The sequence below is a fragment of the Methylobacterium nodulans ORS 2060 genome, from assembly GCF_000022085.1.
GTDB lineage: Bacteria > Pseudomonadota > Alphaproteobacteria > Rhizobiales > Beijerinckiaceae > Methylobacterium > Methylobacterium nodulans.
This window is the reverse complement of the sequence record NC_011894.1, coordinates 719,795-736,283: the sequence shown is the minus strand read 5'-3', so window position 1 is coordinate 736,283 and position 16,489 is coordinate 719,795. Positions and strand designations below refer to the sequence as shown.

Annotated in this window: 15 protein-coding genes, 1 tRNA gene and 1 pseudogene; 4 read left to right on the top strand and 13 right to left on the bottom strand. The window is 69.6% G+C overall.

Translation table 11 applies throughout. The annotated features are described in order from the left end of the window. The first annotated feature begins 22 nt into the window (after positions 1 to 22). Positions 23 to 1,075: a pyridoxamine 5'-phosphate oxidase family protein gene (locus MNOD_RS42645; RefSeq protein WP_157091371.1), complete on the top strand. Its 1,053-nt coding sequence runs from the start codon at positions 23 to 25 to the stop codon at positions 1,073 to 1,075. A 9-nt stretch (positions 1,076 to 1,084) separates the two neighbouring features. Here MNOD_RS42645 and MNOD_RS03255 read toward each other — a convergent pair whose 3' ends face one another. The 4 genes from MNOD_RS03255 to MNOD_RS03240 form a co-directional block, all read right to left on the bottom strand. Continuing rightward, complete coding sequence (locus MNOD_RS03255) at positions 1,085 to 1,570, bottom strand: flagellar biosynthesis protein FlhF (protein ID WP_015927408.1); 486 nt, start codon at positions 1,568 to 1,570, stop codon at positions 1,085 to 1,087. Continuing rightward, on the bottom strand, positions 1,560 to 2,462 hold the full coding sequence (locus MNOD_RS03250; protein ID WP_015927407.1) for a ParA family protein: 903 nt from the start codon (positions 2,460 to 2,462) through the stop codon (positions 1,560 to 1,562). The genes MNOD_RS03255 and MNOD_RS03250 overlap by 11 nt, the downstream gene beginning before the upstream one ends. 216 nt (positions 2,463 to 2,678) lie before the next feature. Beyond that, positions 2,679 to 3,428: a hypothetical protein gene (locus MNOD_RS03245; RefSeq protein WP_015927406.1), complete on the bottom strand. Its 750-nt coding sequence runs from the start codon at positions 3,426 to 3,428 to the stop codon at positions 2,679 to 2,681. A 346-nt stretch (positions 3,429 to 3,774) separates the two neighbouring features. Next, positions 3,775 to 4,407 (bottom strand): 2OG-Fe(II) oxygenase family protein, encoded by a 633-nt coding sequence (locus MNOD_RS03240; RefSeq protein ID WP_015927405.1) that lies wholly within the window; start codon positions 4,405 to 4,407, stop codon positions 3,775 to 3,777. A 313-nt stretch (positions 4,408 to 4,720) separates the two neighbouring features. Between MNOD_RS03240 and MNOD_RS03235 the strand changes: the two genes are divergently transcribed. Further along, entirely contained in the window at positions 4,721 to 6,511 is a 1,791-nt protein-coding gene (locus MNOD_RS03235; RefSeq protein WP_015927404.1) for an ABC transporter ATP-binding protein/permease, read from the top strand. Between the two features lie 66 nt (positions 6,512 to 6,577). On the opposite strand, the gene MNOD_RS03230 is transcribed toward MNOD_RS03235, so the two are convergent. The 4 genes from MNOD_RS03230 to MNOD_RS03215 form a co-directional block, all read right to left on the bottom strand. Further along, positions 6,578 to 7,294 (bottom strand): LrgB family protein, encoded by a 717-nt coding sequence (locus tag MNOD_RS03230; RefSeq protein ID WP_015927403.1) that lies wholly within the window; start codon positions 7,292 to 7,294, stop codon positions 6,578 to 6,580. Next, positions 7,291 to 7,662 (bottom strand): CidA/LrgA family protein, encoded by a 372-nt coding sequence (locus tag MNOD_RS03225; RefSeq protein ID WP_015927402.1) that lies wholly within the window; start codon positions 7,660 to 7,662, stop codon positions 7,291 to 7,293. The genes MNOD_RS03230 and MNOD_RS03225 overlap by 4 nt, the downstream gene beginning before the upstream one ends. A gap of 117 nt (positions 7,663 to 7,779) precedes the next feature. After that, positions 7,780 to 8,514, bottom strand: a complete 735-nt coding sequence (locus tag MNOD_RS03220; RefSeq protein WP_015927401.1) for a glutamine amidotransferase — start codon at positions 8,512 to 8,514, stop codon at positions 7,780 to 7,782. Then, on the bottom strand, positions 8,511 to 8,993 hold the full coding sequence (locus MNOD_RS03215; RefSeq protein WP_015927400.1) for a tellurite resistance TerB family protein: 483 nt from the start codon (positions 8,991 to 8,993) through the stop codon (positions 8,511 to 8,513). The genes MNOD_RS03220 and MNOD_RS03215 overlap by 4 nt, the downstream gene beginning before the upstream one ends. Positions 8,994 to 9,142: 149 nt before the next feature. Here MNOD_RS03215 and MNOD_RS03210 point away from each other — a divergent pair. Next, positions 9,143 to 9,218: transfer RNA gene (locus tag MNOD_RS03210), tRNA-Thr, on the top strand. A 290-nt stretch (positions 9,219 to 9,508) separates the two neighbouring features. Here the strand turns inward: MNOD_RS03210 and MNOD_RS46015 are convergent. The 5 genes and pseudogenes from MNOD_RS46015 to MNOD_RS03190 all read right to left on the bottom strand — a co-directional run bounded on the left by MNOD_RS46015 (position 9,509) and on the right by MNOD_RS03190 (position 15,356). Beyond that, positions 9,509 to 9,670: a hypothetical protein gene (locus MNOD_RS46015; RefSeq protein WP_157091370.1), complete on the bottom strand. Its 162-nt coding sequence runs from the start codon at positions 9,668 to 9,670 to the stop codon at positions 9,509 to 9,511. Positions 9,671 to 9,926: 256 nt separating this feature from the next. Beyond that, a pseudogene (locus MNOD_RS03205) lies at positions 9,927 to 11,167 on the bottom strand (acyl-CoA dehydrogenase). Between the two features lie 62 nt (positions 11,168 to 11,229). Further along, positions 11,230 to 12,378: a CaiB/BaiF CoA transferase family protein gene (locus tag MNOD_RS03200; RefSeq protein WP_015927398.1), complete on the bottom strand. Its 1,149-nt coding sequence runs from the start codon at positions 12,376 to 12,378 to the stop codon at positions 11,230 to 11,232. Continuing rightward, positions 12,375 to 13,613, bottom strand: coding sequence for an ABC transporter substrate-binding protein (locus MNOD_RS03195; RefSeq protein WP_015927397.1), 1,239 nt, complete (start codon positions 13,611 to 13,613; stop codon positions 12,375 to 12,377). The genes MNOD_RS03200 and MNOD_RS03195 overlap by 4 nt, the downstream gene beginning before the upstream one ends. Positions 13,614 to 13,661: 48 nt before the next feature. Next, entirely contained in the window at positions 13,662 to 15,356 is a 1,695-nt protein-coding gene (locus MNOD_RS03190) for an acyl-CoA dehydrogenase family protein (protein WP_015927396.1), read from the bottom strand. 108 nt (positions 15,357 to 15,464) lie between these two features. Here MNOD_RS03190 and MNOD_RS03185 point away from each other — a divergent pair, with 108 nt between their 5' ends. Further along, on the top strand, positions 15,465 to 16,382 hold the full coding sequence (locus MNOD_RS03185) for a LysR family transcriptional regulator (protein ID WP_015927395.1): 918 nt from the start codon (positions 15,465 to 15,467) through the stop codon (positions 16,380 to 16,382). The last annotated feature ends 107 nt before the right edge of the window (positions 16,383 to 16,489 follow it).

Genomic DNA, 16,489 nt, shown 5'->3' with positions numbered 1-16,489 from the left:
AGGCCGCCGCGAGGCGGCCTTTCTGCTGTTTGGAGCCCGCGATCGCGAGCCCGACCGGCCGCGAGGCGTCGTCGACCTTCGCGCGGGCGGCGCCTACCGGCTCGAAGGGATCGATCCCAACGGCGCGGCCTACGCGATCTGCGGCGAGTACCTGGAGGTCGTGCCGGATCGCCGCCTCGTGATGAGCTGGTCCTATCGGGGCGCCGCGGCGCTCGGCGGGCCGCCCTCCCGGGTCCGCATCGAGCTGCGGCCTCTCGGGCCGGACACCACCGAGATGTCCCTGACTCACGCCCAGATCGATGCGCCCGAGACCGCCGACCTCTACGGCACGGTGTGGTCGATCTGCCTCGACCGCCTGCGCTGGTCGACCGATCCGGCGGTGGAGGAGGGGGAGGTGTTCAGCGCACTCGGGGCGATCAGCACCCTGTATGGTGAGCCGCACCGCGCGCTCCAGGACGCGTTCGAGACCCGCGACCTCGCGAACCGGCTGCGGAGCCTGTCCGTGACCTGCGCGATGAGCCCCACCCAGCAGCGCTTCATCGCCGAGCGCGACATGGTCTTCCTGACCACGATCGACCATTGCGGCTACCCGACCTGCTCCTACAAGGGCGGAGCTCCCGGCTTCGTGCGCGTCCTCGACGCGCAAACCCTCGCCCTGCCGAGCTACAACGGCAACGGCATGTACCTCACGGCCGGCAATCTCTCGGCCAATCCGAAGGTCGGCCTCCTGTTCGTCGATTTCGAGCGGCCGCACCGGCTGCGCATCCACGGCACCGCGCGCCTCGTCCGCTCCGGGGCGGAGCTGGGTGCTCATCCGGGTGCCGAGTTCCTCATCCGGATCGCCATCGCGGAGATCTTCGTCAATTGCCCGCGCTACATCCACCGCTACCGCAGGATCGGCACCTCCCGGTTCGTCCCCGGCGAGGATCGCGCCGGTGAGGTGCCGGCCTGGAAGCGGATCGACGCCTTCCGGGACGCAGTGCCGCCGCGCGACCGCGCCGCCCTCGCCGCGTCCGGTGCGCCGCCGCTCACGATCGACGCCTACCGCAGGCTGCTCGACGCGGGCGAGACCTGACGCGTGCGGTCAGGCGGGACGTCGCCGGCGCGGCGGGACGGCGGCCATCGCCGCGGAATCGAGCGCGCGGCCCGTGGGCGGCCCGGCGGGAGAAGGCTCGGGCGCGGCTTTCCGCCGGGAGCGCGCACCGGCCGGCTTCGCCGTGGGCGCCGTGGCGGGGGTCGTCTCCGGCTCGGCGCCGGCCGCCAGGGCGAGGAGGCGGCGGCGGTGCTCCACCGGCGTCGCGGCCTTGAGAGCGGCGTTGGTCCTGTCGAGGCGCGTGACGAGGGTCCTGACCTCCGCGTCGCTGAGACTCTCGACCACCAGGGCGAGCGGCTGGGGCCCGAGGGCGGCCTGCAACTGCCGCAGGGCGTCGAGCGTCAGGTCCTTCGCCTTGAGCTGCTTCGTCACGAGGCTCTGGGCGACCTTGCCGACATCCTGGCGGATCGCCGGGAAAGCCTGCGGCGCCTCGGCGATGGCGCAGAGGATGGCGAGACCGTCGATCTCAAGCGCCATGCAGCACCTCCTGAAGCTCGGCCATCAGCGGGGCAATCGTCCCACCGATCAGGTCATGATAGCTGTCGTGATACTTGTTCCGATAGGTCGTGTCCTGCCGGGTCAGAGCGTTGGCGAGAGCAACCGACTGAGGAACCCGGGTCGCGAACAGGCGGAAGGCCGGATTCTCCGCAGCGGCGCCCTGCGCCAGCATGCTCAGAGTGCTCTGGTGATGCTTCACGGTCTTCTGCAGGCGGGTGACGAGCACGTGCGGCAGGCGCCTCGGCCTCGGCACGCCGTCGGGTCCGCCCGGCGCGCCCCAGATCATCCGGGCGAAGCCCTTGAGCCCGTAGGTCGACAGGAAATCCGGAATGCAGGCGACCACCACGAGGTCGCAGGCCCGGATCGCCACCTCGGTCATCGGCGAGATGCCCGGCGCGCAGTCGAACAGCACGTAGTCGTACTGCTTGCGCAGCGGCACGAAATCCTCATGGAACAGCGTCCAGAGATGGCTCTCGATGGCATGCATCGAGAATTTCCGGGTCGTGAGCGCGTAGATGATCTCGCGTTCCACAATGCGCAGGTCCGGCCCGGAGGGCAGGAGCGAGACGGCGAGCGGCTCCCCGAGATGCGTCGTGGTGCTGATCGAGCCGCGGATGAAGGCGGGCAGCAACGCGCTGTCGCGGTCGACGATCCGCAGCCCGAGATAGTGATCGAGGGTGCGCCCGTTCCGGATCAGCTCCGCCAGGGTCTGGTCGCCGGCAAAGCAGATCGAGGCGCTCGCCTGCGGATCGAGGTCGACCACGAGGACGCGCGAGCCGCTCGCCGCGAGCGCATCGGCGAGCATCACCACGGTGGTGGTCTTGCCGACGCCGCCCTTCATGTTGGCGACGGCCACCAGCTTGCCGCTCACGGCCGGGCCTCCGCCGGCATGCGCTCGCGCCGGGGCACGCCGTCACCGGGCCGGCAGGGGAGGGGAACCCGATCGAGGGGCGCGTAGCGAAGGCGTGCCATGGGAGGCTCGATGGTCGCCTCCTTCCATCACCGCCGGATACGCTGCGTCAAGGACAGGTTGTGGCCGCCTGCATCCCGCGGCCGTGGCACGCGGCCCGGGAGGATCCGCAGGGGCTCACGCCTTCGGGCAGCGCACGTAGACGGCGGCGCCGCGCTCGCTCGACCAGGTCAGCCGGTCGCCATCCACCGACAGGCGCACATGCGAGGTCCAGCGCTGGCGGGCATTGCGACAGGTCGCGGCCATCGTCCACGAGTTGCCGGTGCGCTTCGTGTCCCGGAAGGTGCAGGAGGTCTTGCCCGCCCGGGCGGCGTCGTCGCGGATCACCGCCGGCAAATAGCCCAGGCGCCTGGCGCGCCGGCCCGAGCAGGCGGCGGCCGTCGGTCCCCAGATCCCCACATAGGTCACGGTCGGCGCTTCCTCCGGCTCGTCCTCGTCGGGCCGGGGCGCGGGTGGCGCCGCTGCGGCGGGCTGAGCCGGCGGCACCGGGATCACCCGCACGGGCCGGCGCGGCTCGGGTGCGGGGGCCTCGGCCGCAGGCGCGGCGATGGCCCTGGGCGGCTGTGCCGCCGCCGGCTCGGCAGCCGCATCGCGGGATGCGGCATCGCGGGCAGGGGCGTCGCGAGCCGCCGCCGCATCGCGAGTGGCCGCATCGCGGCCGGGCGGCTCCCGCCACGGGTCGCTCTGCCGGCGGCGGAACTGCGGGACGGAGGAGCGGTAGGGCTTGGACAGCACCGGTTCCTCAGCGGGCGGCGGCCCCTCGAGGTCGGATTGGGCCGCAGCCCGTCCGCAGGCCGCAGCGAGGATTCCGGCGAGGACGACGAGCCCCGCGGCTGTCGCCCGTCCGCTGAGCTGCCGCTTGTTCACGCCCCATGCCCCCTCGATCCGCCGGCGGTGCCCGATTCGCTGCCGGAATCTAGAATAAAGTCCAGGAGAGCGGGAAACCGGTTCTCCTGGCCTGCGCGATCAATCGCCATGCGGGGCCGGCCGTCTTTCCGAAGACGCGCCCGCGGGCTTTCGAGCGCTCCCCGCCGAAGTGGATGCCGGTTCGGCGTCAGGGAGCGCGTCACATCAAAGCTTGAGAGCCGTGATCCGACCGGTCGGGCACGGCTCTAGAGCAGGATCCGTTCATGCTGGAGCGGACCCTGCTCTCGGTTCTTGATTGTGCCGCATCGTCTGCGACGAACCGGGATCCACTTCGTCGGAAAATGCTCTAGCGGCCGAAGATGCCCTTGAGGAACTGGGCCGTGCGGTTGCGCTTCTTCTTGCGCTCGAGCTCGGCGGCATCGCGCACCCAGGCGACCTGCACCACGCGCCGCTCGCCCTCGAAGGGCCGGTGGCCGTGCCAGGAATTGTCGGCACGCAGGAAGGCGAAGAGCGTGCCCATGGTGGGCGGCACCTCGACCGCGTAGGGCTCGAAGTTCTGTCCGTCGTAGAGCACCCGCAGCCGCCCGCCCGCGGGCGCCTCCCAGGCGTCGTTCATGTAGACGAGCAGCGTCATCACCTTGGACGGGCCGTCGGTGTGGATCGCCCCGTATTTGGGCTGCGAGCGCTTCATGATCGTCGTGAGGCGCGGGCAGGACACGAGGTCGATGCCGAACTTCTCGCTCATCACCGCCGAGAAGGCGTCGCTCTCCAGCTCCTCGATCAGGTCCTTGAAGCGGCCCTTGAGCTGCACCTCGTCCACCGTGAGATAGCCGGGCTTGGCGATGTCGGGGAAATCCCGCCGCAAATCGTCCACCGCCTCGGGACGCAGCACGCCCTCCCCGAGGATGTAGGAGTAGGGCTCGCGCGAGAGGGGCGCCGCGCGCACGGCGTCGACGTTCAGGATCGAAAGGCCCGACATGGTATCCGTTTGGTCCAGGATGAGGAGCGCCGGCCCGTCATTAAGCCGGCACGGACGGCCGGCTTAAAGCCGGTCGCACAGCGTTCTTCCGCCCGGATTGCGGCGAGGCCGCGGCATCCTGGCCGCCGCGGCGGTCCCGATCACCCCGAAAACGCCCTTTTCGCGAGGGGCGGCCGCCGCCGCGGCAGAGCTTGCGTCCCGCCGGGGGGGGCGGATCGGTCGCGGTCCGTCTCGGCCCCGCCCTCTTGCGGCGCGGCCGGCCTTCGCGACATGAAGGCCCGCCGCGATCGGTCGCGCGGCCCGGGAGACACGCATGCAAGGATTGAAGCGGGCCCTCCTGCAGATCTGGCGCCTCACCTATCCGTATTACGTCACGCGGGAGGAGACACAGATCCGCATCTGGCCCTTCGGGACCTTCCGATTGCAGGAGCGTTGGGTCGCCCTAAGCATGGCCGTTCTGGTCATCGGCATCGAGTTCGCGCAGGTCGCGATCAATGTGCGGCTCTCCTACTTCAATCGTGACTGGTTCAACGCGATCCAGAGCAAGGACGCGGTCGCCTTCTGGGCGCTGCTGTTCTCGGTGTTCTGCTTCTGGGCGGCGATCTACGTCGGGAGCGCGATCATCCAGTACGTGATCCAGTCGTTCCTGCGGATCCGCTGGCGGGCCTGGATGACGCGGCATTACGTCGACCGCTGGCTCGGGAACGACACCCATTACCGCATGGGCCTTACGGGCGCGCGGGCCGACAACCCCGACCAGCGCATCGCCGACGATATCGACCAGTTCACCCAGACCACGCAGACGCTCGCCATCAGCTTCCTGTCGGCGGTCTCGAACCTCGTCTCGTTCTCCGTCATCCTCTGGAACATCTCGGCCGTCTTCACGGTGCCAGGGACCGACTGGCACGTGCCGGGCTTCCTGGTCTGGGGGGCGCTGATCTATTCGGGCCTGGTCACGTGGCTCACCCACCTGATCGGGCGGCCCCTGATCCGGCTCAACTTCGAGCAGCAGCGGCGCGAGGCGGATTTCCGCTTCTCCCTGGCGCGCCTGCGCGAATACGGGGAGCAGGTGGCGCTCCTGTCCGGCGGGGCGGCCGAACGGGCTTCCCTCCGCGACCGGTTCGGCGCGCTCATCGCCAATTTCTACGCCATCGTCGACCGCCGCAAGCGGCTCTCCGCCTTCACGGTCAGCTACCAGCAGGTCAACGTGGTCATCCCCTACATCCTGGTCGCGCCCTACTACTTCGCGGGCCAGATCCAGCTCGGGATGATGACGCAGACGGCCGGCGCCTTCGCGCGAGTCGAGAGCACGATGTCGTTCTTCATCACCTTCTACGTCACCCTCGCCGACTACAAGGCGCAGGTCGACCGTCTCACGAGCTTCGACGCGGCCATGGAGCGGGCGGAGGCGATGCGGGCGCAGACCCGCCTCGTCGTGGCGCCGGGCGCCGGTGCGGCGCTGCAGGTGCGCGACCTCGCGCTCGGCCTGCCGGATGGGCGGCGCATCGCCGCCGTGCGCGATCTCGTCCTGGAGCCGGGCGAGACGACGCTGCTCACCGGCCCCTCGGGCTCGGGCAAGTCGACGCTGTTCCGGGCGCTGGCGGGCATCTGGCCCTTCGGCGAGGGCACCGTGCGCACGCCTGCGGGCGCCACCCTGATGCTGCTGCCGCAGCGGCCCTACCTGCCGATGGGGACGCTGCGGATGGCCGCCACCTATCCGGACGCCTCGGGCCGGCACGACGACGCGGCGATCCGCGAGGCGCTGGAGGCGGCGCGCCTGCCGCATCTCGTCACCCGCCTGGACGAGGAGGCGCCCTGGGCGCAGACCCTGTCGCTCGGCGAGCAGCAGCGCCTCGCCATCGCCCGGGCGCTGCTCGCCAAGCCCGACTGGCTGTTCCTCGACGAGGCGACCGCGGCTGTCGACGAGCCGACCGAGGCCGCGCTCTACCGGATGCTGCGCCAGCGGCTTCCCGGCACGACCCTGGTGTCGATCGGCCACCGCTCGACCCTCGACGCCTTCCACCAGCGCCGGCTGGACATGACGCCCCGGCACGACGGCGTGTTCGTGCCGACGGATCTGCGCACGCCGGTGGCGGCGCAGTAGCGGCGCGGGGGCGAGGCGCCCCGCGCCCGGCCGAGACCGGGCGGGGCGCCTGACCCGAATCTCGGGTCAGCGCAGCAGGGTGAGCGCGGCCGGCACCATTACGGCCGTGAGGAGGGCGTTGAGCCCCATCGCGATTCCCGCGAAGGTGCCGGCGACCTCGCTCACCTGGAACGCCCGCGCCGTGCCGATGCCGTGGGCGGCAAGCCCCGCCGCGAAGCCGCGGGCCCGCCAGTCAGTGAGGCCCAGCCGGTCGAAGAGCGGCGTCACGAGCACCGCGCCGATGATGCCGGTGAGGATGACCAGCACCGCGGTGAGCGCCGGATCGCCGCCGAGGGCGCCCGAGATGCCCATGGCGACGCTGGCCGTGACGGATTTCGGGGCCAGCGCCACCAGCACGTCGCCGGGCACGCCGAGGAGCCGCGCCATCACGAGGGCGGTCGCGACCGCCACCGTGGAGCCGACCGCCAGCGCCGCCAGCATGGGCACCAGCACCCGCAGCACCGTCGCCCGGTGCTCGTAGAGCGGAATGGCGAGCGCGACGGTGGCGGGCCCGAGCAGGAAGTGCACGAACTGAGCGCCCTCGAAATAGACCGGGTAGGGCGTGCGGGTGGCGTGGAGCACGAGCCCGATCATCCAGACGGCGTGCAGAACCGGGTTGGCGAGGGGGTGGCGGTCCGTCGCGAGCGAGATCCGGTCCGCCGCCACGTAGGCGACGAGGGTCACGGTCAGCCACAGCAGCGGCGAGTGGGCGAGGAAGACCCAGAGGGCGAAATCCTGGCTCATCGGCCGACCCGGCGCGCGACCCAGGCGAAGGTGAGCGCCGTGGCGACGAGGGCCGCGGCGGTCGACACGACGAGGGTCGCGGCGAGGGCGGGACCCTGTGCGGCGAGCACGTCGAGCCGTCCGACCACGCCCACTCCCGCGGGCACGAAGAGGAGCGAGAGATTGGCCAGAAGCCCCTTGCCGGTGCCCTCCAGGGTGCCGTCGACGAGGGGTTTCGGCAGGCCGCCCGGATGCCGGTCGCGCAGCGCCATGACGCAGAGGAGCAGCGCCATGCCGATCACCGGCCCCGGCACCGGCAGGTCGCCGCCCCGCGCGATGATCTCGCCCAGGAGCTGGCAGAGGAGGAGGAGCGTGAGGCTGAGGATCATCGGTGGGCCCGTCGCCGCCCGCGGGGCTAAGCAGGCTTGTGTTGGAAAACCTGCTCAGGTCATTGATCTGTCGCAGGTTTTTGCCAGAAAACCGCGGGCACATTTCTGAAACCTGCTCTAGGTCCCGAGGGCGAGCCAGTGGTCGAGGAAGGCATCGAGCCAGCGGGCGACCTGGGGATCGTGCATGTAGCGGCCTTCGAGCTGGCGGACGCGATCCTGGGCGCCCGGCAAGGCGAGGCGTTCGGCGGCCCGCACGGTCCAGCGGCAGAGCATGGCGTGCGTGACCTCGGGATGGAACTGCAGCCCGAAGGCGGCCGGCCCGACGCGGATCGCCTGGGTCGGGAAATCGTCGCCGGTCGCCAGCGTGGCTCCGCCCGCCGGGCAGGTGAAGCCCTCGCGGTGCCAGTGATAGACGTGGGAGGGCCAGGGCTGCCCGATCTCGCCCGCAAAGCTCCGGCCGGCCTCGGTGGGCAGGAGGGGGTAGTAGCCGATCTCGGCCCGGCCCTCCGGATGCGGGCAGACGGTCGCGCCGCAGCATTTGGCGAGCATCTGCGCGCCCAGGCAGAGGCCGAGGAATGGTTTCTCCTCGGCGAGGGGCCGGCGGATCCAGTCGATCTCCCTGCGCACGAAGTCGTCGGGATCGTTGGCGCTCATTGGCCCGCCGAAGATCATGGCGCCTGCGTGCCGTTCCAGCGTCTCCGGCAGGGGATCGCCGAAGCGCGGGCGCCGGATGTCGAGGGCATGGCCGCGCTCCTGGAGCAGGCGCCCGACCCGGCCGGGGGTGGATTGCTCCTGGTGCAGCACGATCAGCACCGGCTTCTTCGCCGGCATGGTCCCGCCGGCTGCGCTCACGCGCTTGCCTCGCGGCTCGGCAGCGCGGCCAGGGCCACGGCCCGGGCGGTGGTGATCTGCGCTTCCTCGAAGCCGAGGAGCTGGCCGAGCCGCCAGACGAGGTCGTCCTCGAACTCGTGCACGCGCCCGTCCGCCGCCGCCACCGCCCAGGCCATCCCAAGCAGGCTGCGCCGCTCGGTCTCCGATGCGTCGCGCCCGATCATCGCCACGAGGTCGGCAACGTCGCGGGTCTCGTCGTCGATATCGATCGCCCGCGCGATCAGCGCCTCGGCTTCGGCCTCCGTCCGCGCGAATCGCCCGACCAGCAGGCGAGCCAGCCGCTCGCGCTCAACCGGCGCGAGCGTGCCGTCGACCCGCGCCACGTGGACGAGGAGGGCGGCGGCGGCGAGGTGCTCGTCGCTCGCCGTCGCTTCTCTCCGCAGGGGAGGCGCGCCGAACATCTCGGCGGCATAGGCGAGGAGGCGGGGCATCAGGGGCATTGGGGTGCAGCGGAGGACGAGGGCGGGGACTCTTCCTGAAGCACTCCCCGTGCCGCAGTGCAAGGCCCGGTCATCTCCGGCTTGCCAAGCCCGGATGTCCCGCGTATGAGGACGCCCAGCCGGCCGCCGACGCCTCGGATGCCGGGGTCGCCGCAATAGCTCAGCTGGTAGAGCATCTCATTCGTAATGAGAGGGTCGGGGGTTCGAATCCCTCTTGCGGCACCATAGATTTCAAATGCTTAGCTGATGAGTCGGCGAGGACCGCTTACCAGAAGACCACATTGGTAAGCGTGTGGTAAGCAAGGCGCAACGTTCGCCCTGAAGTGCGTGGCTACGCCGCTCTCGGCCGCAAGCCTGTTCTGCAGCAAGCATCATCCCGGCTCAGCCGCGCTGACACACGAGCGGCGCGATGCGTGCGCTTGCGTACACGATGGCGTCTGCCTCATCGGAAACAACCGGGCGGCTGACGAGACGTGCCTTCCCGAGTCAGAGCCCACTCAACCGATTCAAGATGCCTAGCCAAGCAGCAAGGAACCCGAATCGCGCATCACTTCAAAGCCGAAGCGGCACCGGGCATAGCGATGATAGGAGAGGTGAACATCATGCCTGAGGCGGTTGCGCTTCCGCATCGGGGCGAAGCTGCTCTCGAAATCCGCCGCGGGCGCGAGCTCCATCATGTGACTCAATGGGAAAGGGAAGAACCTTGAGCGCATGCTATCGCCCGCTTGACGTGGGAGCCATGCGGCTCCTGCCAATTTTTCGGCTTTGCGCCACTTCCGGACCTTCGATCGGGGCCGCCGGAAGGGCCGCTCGTCACCCGATAGCTGACCTTTCGAGGACCCGCGCAGTTCGCCTCGGGCCCTCGGCCATTCGCATAAGCTGGGCGCATGGAACCAGCCGCAGACGCGGCGGCGTCCTCAGGCAGGACCAACTTCAGAAGAACGCCTGCAACCCCGTCTGCGCGCGCCCGAGGATCAGGGCGTGGACGTCGTGGGTGCCTTCGTAGGTGTTCACCGTCTCGAGGTTCTGGGCGTGGCGCATGACGTGGTACTCGCCCATGATGCCGTTGCCGCCGTGCATGTCGCGGGCGGTGCGGGCGATGTCGAGCGCCTTGCCGCAATTGTTGCGCTTGACAAGCGAGATCATCTCGGGCGCGACGCGGCCCTCGTCGAACAGCCGGTCGACCCGCAGCGAAGCCTGGAGGCCGAGCGCGATCTCGGTTTGCATGTCGGCGAGCTTCTTCTGCACGAGCTGCGTCTGCGCCAGCGGGCGGCCGAACTGTTTGCGGTCCAGCGTGTACTGGCGGGCGCGACGCCAGCAATCCTCTGCCGCCCCCATGGCGCCCCAGGAGATGCCGTAGCGCGCCCGGTTGAGGCAGCCGAAGGGGCCCTTGAGCCCCGACACGTTCGGCAGGAGCGCGCTCTCCGGCACTTCGACGCCGTCCATCACGATCTCGCCGGTGATCGAAGCACGAAGCGAGAGCTTTCCGCAGATCTTCGGGACGGAGAGCCCCTTCATCTCCTTCTCCAGGATGAAGCCGCGGATCTGGTTGTCATGCGCGGGGGACTTCGCCCAGACCACGAACACGTCAGCGATCGGCGAGTTCGAGATCCACATCTTGGCGCCGTTCAGAACGTAGCCGCCGTCGATCTTCCGGGCGACCGTCTTCATGCCGGCGGGGTCGGAGCCAGCGTCGGGTTCGGTCAGGCCGAAGCAGCCGACCTACTCGCCGCTCGCGAGCTTCGGCAGATAGCGCGCTTGCGCTGCGCCTCGTCGCCGTAGGCGTAGATCGGGTACATGACGAGCGAGGACTGCACGCTCATCATCGAGCGGTAGCCGGAATCGACCCGCTCCACCTCGCGGGCGACGAGCCCGTAGGCGACGTAGGACGCACCCGCGCAGCCGTACTCCTCCGGCAGCGTCACGCCGAGAAGGCCAAGTTCGCCCATGGCGTTGAAGAGCGAGCGGTCGGTCTTTTCGTTGGCGTAGGCGTCCACGATGCCGGGCAAGAGCTTCTCTTGCGCGAAGTCGCAGGCGACCTCGGAGATGGCGCGCTCGTCCTCGGTGAGCTGGTCCTCAAGAAGGAAGGGATCCTCCCAGACGAAGCGGGCGGAGGGCGCCTTGGCGGCGGCCGGCTCGTAGGTCTCGGCGGCCTTCTGCGGGGCGGCGGTCATGGCGTCCTCCCGATCGTGCGTAAATTGCAGCGTTTCATATGACCGGACATGCGGCGGTCGCCTTAGTCCTGCGCAAGGTACGGCGCGAGGACCTCATGTGCATGCTCGCCGAAGCGGGGCGGTGGGCGGCGCACGCTGGCAGGTGTGCGCGAGAGCTTCACCGGCGGCCCGAGCCCTCGGTAGCCGTCGAGTTCGACGACCATGCCCCGATGCAGGGTATGAGGATGGGCCAGCACCTCGCCGACATCCGCGACAGCGGCGGCCGGCACGCCCGCTTCGAGGAGTGTTTCCGCCAAGGCGGCAGCCTCGTGTGCACTGAGTGGTTCGGCCAATGCCGTGCGCAGCCGCTCGCGGTTCGTGAGCCGTGCGGCGTTGGTGGCGAAGTCCGGCTCCTGCGCCAGATGCGGAACGTCCAGGAGACGAACGAGATTGGCGAACTGACGGTCGTTGCCGATCGCGAGGAAAATCTCGCCGCGCGCCGTCGGCAGGGTCTCGTAGGGCGCGATGTTCGGGTGCGCGTTGCCGGTCCGGACAGGAACGCGGCCGTTCATGAAGAAGTTCGCGGCATGCGGGTGCAAGAGAGAGATCGCGCAGTCGTAGAGGGTGGTGTCGACGAACTGACCTCTGCCGCTGCGTTCGCGCTCGAACAGCGCGAAGGCGATGCCGATGACCGCATTGAGGCCCGTGACCATGTCGACGACGGGCAGGCCGACCCGCATGGGGCCGCCTTCGGCCTCACCGTTGACGCTCATCAGCCCGCCCATCGCTTGCGCGCAAGCGTCGTAGCCGGGCAGTCCGCCGAGCGGACCGTCTGCGCCGAAGCCGGAGATCCGGCAGTGGACGAGGCGCGGGAAGGCCTCCTCCAGCACCGTGCGCGAGAAGCCCCAGCGGTCGAGCGTGCCCGGCTTGAAGTTCTCGACGAGCACATCGGCGTCCGCGAGGAGCGCGCGGAGCAGGTCGCGCCCGGGATCGGTCGTGAGATCGAGGGTGATCGCGCGCTTGTTGCGGTTCGTCCCCTGGAAGTAGGAGGCGGTACCGTCGCGGAACGGCGGTCCCCAGCCGCGGGTCTCGTCGCCGCCGGGCGGTTCGACCTTGATCACGTCCGCGCCGTGGTCACCGAGGATCTGCGTGCAGTACGGACCGCCGAGGACGCGCGAGAGATCGACGACCCGGATACCGGCGAGCGCACCGGATGCTGCGTCCGTCATCATGAGCGCACCATGGGGCAGCTACCCTCGGCCAGCGGTCGATAGGCCTCTTCGCCCGGCGTCGTGCGCACGAGCCGGTACAGGTCCCATGACGACTTGGACTCGCCTGGCGTCTTCACCTCGAACAGGTGCATGTCGTGGATCTTGCGCCCGTCCTCGCGCACGCGACCTTTTCCGAAGACGTCATCGTCGGTGGGCATCTGCTTCATCTGCCGCACTGCCGCAGCTCCACTCACGCGGGCCGCGTCGACGCCCATGGCCGCGACGGCCTTCAGGTAGTGCAGCACGCCCGAGTAGCAGCCGACCTGGATCGTGCAGGGCATCTGCCCGTCCATGCGCGCGCCGTAGCGCTTGGAGAACGCCCGCGTGCGGTCGTTGAGGTCCCAGTAGAAGCCTTCGGTCAGAAGCAGGCCCTGTGCGGCCTGGAGCCCGATGCCGTGGATCTGCGGGATGAAGCAGAGGAGCGAGGCGAGCTTCTGTCCGCTCTGCGTCAGGCCGAACTCGCCGGCCTGCTTGATGCAGTTGGCCGCGTCCGCGCCAGCGTTGGCGAAGGCCACCACCTGCGCCCCCGAGGTCTGCGCCTGGAGCAGGAAGGAGGCGAAGTCCATGGTGCCCGGAAAGGGGTAGCGCACGCTGCCCAGCACCTTGCCGCCCTGCTCCTGCACGATCCGCCCGGTATCGGCCGCGAGCGCCGCCCCGAAAGCATAGTCGGCCTGGACGAAGAACCATGTCCGGCCACCGCCGGCGAGGATTGCCCGGCCGGTCGAGTTCGCCAGCGCATAGGTGTCGAATGCCCAGTGGACGTGGTTGGGGCTGCACGCCTTGCCGGTCAGGTCCGACGTGCCGGGGTTGAGGATCGCGACCTTGTCTTTCTGGCGGGCGATGTGCGCCACGGCCAGGGCCGCAGAGGAGACCGGGAGGTCGACGATCACGTCGATGCCGTCGCGGTCGTACCAGGCGGAGGCGAGCGCCGAGGCCACGTCGGGCTTGCCCTGCATGTCGCCGGAGACGAGCTCGACCGCGATGCCGGGACTCAGCTTTGCAAAATCCTCGATCGCGAGCTGAGCCGCCACGACCGACCCGCGGCCGCTGTCCTCCGAGTAGGGACCCGCCATGTCGGTGAGGACACCGATCCGGATCGGCCGGGTCGCCGCCCGGGCGCGCCGCGGCAGCAGCGGCGCGACGGATGCGGCGGCGATGCCGCCGAGCACGGTGCGCCGGGTAGCGCCGAACACCATGGTTTCCTCCTCCCTATTCTCTTAGGTCTGAGCGAGCAGTCGAGGATGTCAGGCCGGCGTCACGGCGGCGTCGAGCACGGCATCGATCAGCCCTGCGTCGTCGGGGCTGCTCAGCGGGTCGCGTGGCGCGAGCCGGTGAGTCAGAACCAAGTGTGCCAGCGCCAGGCGGTGGGGCAAGCCGGCGCCGGCGGCCTCGCGGGCGAGGCCTGCCGCAGTCACCGCATGGTAGAGGCCGGAAGCCGCTTGACGGGCGAGGGTATCGGAAGCCTCGCGTGCCGCTGCTTCGGCGAAGGCGCAGGCCCTCGCGAAGGCCGCCTCGAACGCCTCTCGTTCCGCCCGGTCGAGCTGCGCGGCGTCGAGGAGCTCCTTGAGGTGCGTGCGCAGGGCCGGGAGGGCCGTGTCGCGGGTGATCGCCCGCAGCACGTCCAGGGCAACGATGTTCGAGGTGCCCTCCCAGATCGAGCCGAGATGCGCGTCGCGCACGAGGCGCGGGTCGGACCATTCCTCGATGTAGCCGCAGCCGCCCCGCACCTCCATGGCATCCCCCGTGACGCGCCGGGCGTCGCGGCAGGCGCGGAACTTGATGAGGGGCGTCAGGATGCGGGTGAGCCGGGCCGCCTCCGGATCTCCACCGTTCGCCCGGTGCAGCGCATCGGCAGTGAGGAAGACCATCGTGCGGGCCTGCTCGGTCCAGACCAGCATCTTGGCGAGCTGGCGCCGCATCAGCGGCAGGGCAATGAGCGGGCGGCCGAACGCTTGGCGTCGGCAGGCGATGAACAGCGCCTCCGTCGCAGCCCGGCGCATGAGCCCGGCCGCGCGCACCCCGTTCGACAGGCGCGAGTTGTTGATCATGTCGGCCATCTGGTGAAAGCCGCGCCCCCGCTCGCCGACGAGGTAGGCCTCGGCCCCTTCGAGGCGGATCTCTCCGCTGGCCATCGACCGGGTGCCGAGCTTGTCCTTCAGCCGCAGGATGCGGAAGTCGTTCGGCAGGCCGTCCCGGCGCTGCTTCGGCAGCAGGAACAGCGACACGCCCTTGAGGCCCGACACTGGCTCGCTGCGGGCCAGCACCATCGCGAGGTCGGCATCCGCGTTCGAGCAGAACCACTTGTCGCCCGTGAGGCGCCAGGTTCCATCCGCCTGCTCCTCCGCCCGGGTCGTCGTGGCAGCGACGTCCGACCCAGCTCCCTGCTCGGTCATGAACATCGCGCCCTGTGCGAGGGTGTCGAAGTCCAGACTGGTCAGGCGCGAGAAGAAGCGCTCCACGAGTGCGGGGTCGCCGTAGCGCTTGAGCGTGCGGGTGAGCGAGTCGGTCATCGAGACCGGGCAGCACAAGCCGAACTCCGCCTGCACGAACAGGTAGGTCAGGGCGTACTTGGCCGCCGGGAGCATCGGCTCGGGCCAGCCGAGCACGCCGCCGCGGTGCGACAGCGCCGCGAGCCCGAATTCGGCATAGGCCAGGCGCTCCATCTCCACGTAGGCGGGATGCTTCTCGACGATCGCGCAATCCTCGCCGGTGCGCCGACGCAGGCGCAGGGTCGGCGGATTGCGATCGGCCGTGGCGGCGAGTTCGTCGAGATGACCGCCGGCGAGCGCACCCAGCCGATCGAGGTGCGGGTCGAGGTGCCGGAAGAGGGTGTCCGGCATGTAGAAGCCGAACAGGGCCGCCGCGTCGCGGTCGGCCCGGTACAGGTTGAGACCCCGCGCGTCCGGGATCGCACCTACGACCTGCGCCGTCATCGTCATCGGCATCCTCCCTGTCCTTGCTTAGGGTGGAGGATGGTGCGCCGGATCGATATAGTCCAATACGGATTGTGTTCCGATCGATACGGAAAACTTTCAAGTGGGCACCGCATGGATCTTCGTCAGCTGCGCTACTTCGCGGTGCTCGCGGAGGAGCGGCATTTCGGGCGGGCCGCGCGGCGGCTGTCGCTCTCGCAGCCCCCACTCAGCCATGCCATCCGCCAGCTGGAGGAGGAGCTCGGGGCGACCTTGTTTACTCGGACGAGCCGGCAGGTCGCCCTCACGCCAGCCGGCACGGCGCTGCAGCGGGAGGCAAAAGCGATCCTGCAACGGGCTGCAGATGCCCGTGTGCTCGTGCACGACATTGCGTGTGGCCGGCGCGGCCGCCTGCGCATCGGATTTTCTGGCTCAACGGTCTACCGTGGCCTTTCCCACATCCTGACGGCGATGCGCACGGAGGCACCGGACATCAAGGTCGCCCTACGGGAGATGAACTCTGCCGAGCAGGTCGAGGCGCTCCTCCACGACGAGCTCGATGCAGGGTTCGTCCACCTCCGTGAGCGGCCGGAGGGGCTCGACGGCATCCTCTTTCATGCCGAGCCGTTCGTCACCTGCCTTCCGGTGGGCCATCCGATGGCCGCGACCCCGGATCCGAGCGAGACGCGGCTGATCGACCTTCAGCACGAGGATTTCGTTCTGTTCTCGCGAACGGTCTCACCAGACTACTACGAGTCCATCCTTGCCATCTGCCGCACGGCGGGCTTCCTGCCGCGGGTGCGCCACGAAGTACGGCATTGGCTCACGGTGGCTGCCCTCGTCGCTCACGGTGCCGGCGTCGCCCTGGTGCCGCAGGCTCTTGCGGGTTCGCAGCTGGCCGGGGTCGTGTTTCTGCCGATCCCGCCGAGCCCGATCCAATCCGAGACCTGGTGCGTGTGGAAGGCGAGCGCACCGGCGCCCGGGATCCTAGAGACTTTCCTGCCGCAGGTGCGTGCCGCAATGAAGGATCTCCACGACAGGTCATTGGCCTGACCAGAAGCGGATTAGTGCCTCATTGGGGTATACCTCTTTGAAACTGCGGCGGAGGCGAACGGTGTGGGAACGAGAGGCAAGTGGCAGCCGATCCGGATCTGTTCCGA

Bases quoted from the DNA above. Each gene is read 5' to 3' on its own strand.
- MNOD_RS03255 (WP_015927408.1), bottom strand. From the start codon at position 1,570: ATGGCGCTTGAGATCGACGGTCTCGCCATCCTCTGCGCCATCGCCGAG.
- MNOD_RS03240 (WP_015927405.1), bottom strand. From the start codon at position 4,407: ATGTCGGGCCTTTCGATCCTGAACGTCGACGCCGTGCGCGCGGCGCCC.
- MNOD_RS03235 (WP_015927404.1), top strand. From the start codon at position 4,721: ATGCAAGGATTGAAGCGGGCCCTCCTGCAGATCTGGCGCCTCACCTAT.
- MNOD_RS03230 (WP_015927403.1), bottom strand. From the start codon at position 7,294: ATGAGCCAGGATTTCGCCCTCTGGGTCTTCCTCGCCCACTCGCCGCTG.
- MNOD_RS03225 (WP_015927402.1), bottom strand. From the start codon at position 7,662: ATGATCCTCAGCCTCACGCTCCTCCTCCTCTGCCAGCTCCTGGGCGAG.
- MNOD_RS03215 (WP_015927400.1), bottom strand. From the start codon at position 8,993: ATGCCCCTGATGCCCCGCCTCCTCGCCTATGCCGCCGAGATGTTCGGC.
- MNOD_RS46015 (WP_157091370.1), bottom strand. From the start codon at position 9,670: ATGATGGAGCTCGCGCCCGCGGCGGATTTCGAGAGCAGCTTCGCCCCG.
- MNOD_RS03200 (WP_015927398.1), bottom strand. From the start codon at position 12,378: ATGATGACGGACGCAGCATCCGGTGCGCTCGCCGGTATCCGGGTCGTC.
- MNOD_RS03195 (WP_015927397.1), bottom strand. From the start codon at position 13,613: ATGGTGTTCGGCGCTACCCGGCGCACCGTGCTCGGCGGCATCGCCGCC.
- MNOD_RS03190 (WP_015927396.1), bottom strand. From the start codon at position 15,356: ATGACGATGACGGCGCAGGTCGTAGGTGCGATCCCGGACGCGCGGGGT.
- MNOD_RS03185 (WP_015927395.1), top strand. From the start codon at position 15,465: ATGGATCTTCGTCAGCTGCGCTACTTCGCGGTGCTCGCGGAGGAGCGG.